At 48.3% G+C, this 1,535-nt stretch carries 1 protein-coding gene; it reads left to right on the top strand.

Annotation, left to right across the window (positions count from 1 at the left end):
• The coding region (locus tag PCORN_RS16760) for an immunoglobulin-like domain-containing protein (RefSeq protein ID WP_149024416.1) at positions 1-1,356 on the top strand (1,356 nt) is incomplete at its 5' end.
• Positions 1,357-1,535: the final 179 nt, after the last annotated feature.

The following is a 1,535-nucleotide window of genomic DNA, read 5'->3' as shown; positions in this document are numbered from 1 at the left end:
GCAGGCGACACGTTTAACCCACTTGACGGCATCACAGCGAGTGACCTCGAAGATGGCGATCTAACAGCAAGCATCAAAATCGTATCTACGACTGTAAACATGAAATCCGAAGGGCTATACGCGGTCGTGTATTCCGTGACAGATTCCGACGGCAATACGACAACCGTAACACGTCACGTATACGTGCGCACCAACGACAAACCAGAAATTCACGTATCTGACCAAACCTTCAAAGCCGGTTACGCATTCGATCCAATGACGATTGTTTCCGCGAGTGATTTAGAAGATGGCGATGTAACAAAAGCAGTCAAAATCACGAGCAACAACGTGAATCCAGATGTAGCAGGCACATACGCGATCACATACAGCGTCACCGATTCCGATAACAACACCACAACGAAAACCATCACGGTGACCGTTTTAACCAACGAAAAACCAGTGATCACAGCAGCCGATCGTACCGTTAAAGCACACCTTGCGTTTGACCCAATGACAGGCGTTTCCGCAAGTGACTTGGAAGACGGCGACATCAGCGACAACATCAAAATCATCGCAAACGACGTCAACATAGACGTACCAGGCGCGTATCACATCACGTACAGCATTCTAGATTCGGACGGCAACACGACAGAAAAAACAATCACGATCACTGTTCTAAGCAATGATAAACCCGTCATCACAGGACAAGACAGCAGCTTCAAAGCAGGCCGCGCGTTCGATCCAATGGCAGGCATCACAGCGAGTGATACGGAAGATGGCGACATCACAAGCAACATCGAGATCATTAGCAATGATGTCAACGCAGACGTAGCCGGTGTGTACCACATCACGTACAGCATCACAGATTCGGACGGCAACACAACCGAACAAACCTATACGGTCACTGTCCTTACCAACGAAAAACCAGTGATTCACGCAAGCGACTTAGCCCTAGCATTTGGCCAAGCCTTCGATCCAATGGCAGGCGTGAGCGCAGAAGACTTAGAAGATGGCGATATCACGAGCCAAATCCAAGTCATCAGCAACGACGTGAATCCAAATGTAGCAGGCATCTACCACGTGACGTACAGCGTAACAGACAGCGACGGCAATGAAACACAATTCACGATCACTGTCATCGTTGGCGCGCAACCAATCGTACCCGTAGATCCAATCACACCAGTGAGCCCTGCAAAACCAGCGACACCAGTACAACCAGTCGCACATGTAGTAGCACCAACAAAAGAAATACAACCAACAAGTGTGACACCAACAACAGCTCTACCAAAAACAGGCGATGATTCTAAAACATCCACGCTCCTTTTCGGTGGCTTACTAGCAGCACTTGGCGCCCTATTCTTGCGCAGAAAAAAATAACATAATATCGAGTAGGAGGAGCCGTTAGGCTCCGACCTCTCACACCACCGTACGTACCGTTCGGTATACGGCGGTTCAATAGCTTGAGTGTAGTGCCTCGTATCTTTTGGAGATATCTCTATATCCAATCGATACGAGGTATTTATCTGTTAGTGACCGATGTAATATAAAACTCGCCC

It is taken from the genome of Listeria cornellensis FSL F6-0969 (genome assembly GCF_000525855.1).
In the GTDB taxonomy this organism is placed as follows: Bacteria; Bacillota; Bacilli; order Lactobacillales; family Listeriaceae; genus Listeria_A; species Listeria_A cornellensis.
Note: the sequence above shows the minus strand (reverse complement) of the source record. Positions and strands in the feature narration are given on the sequence as shown.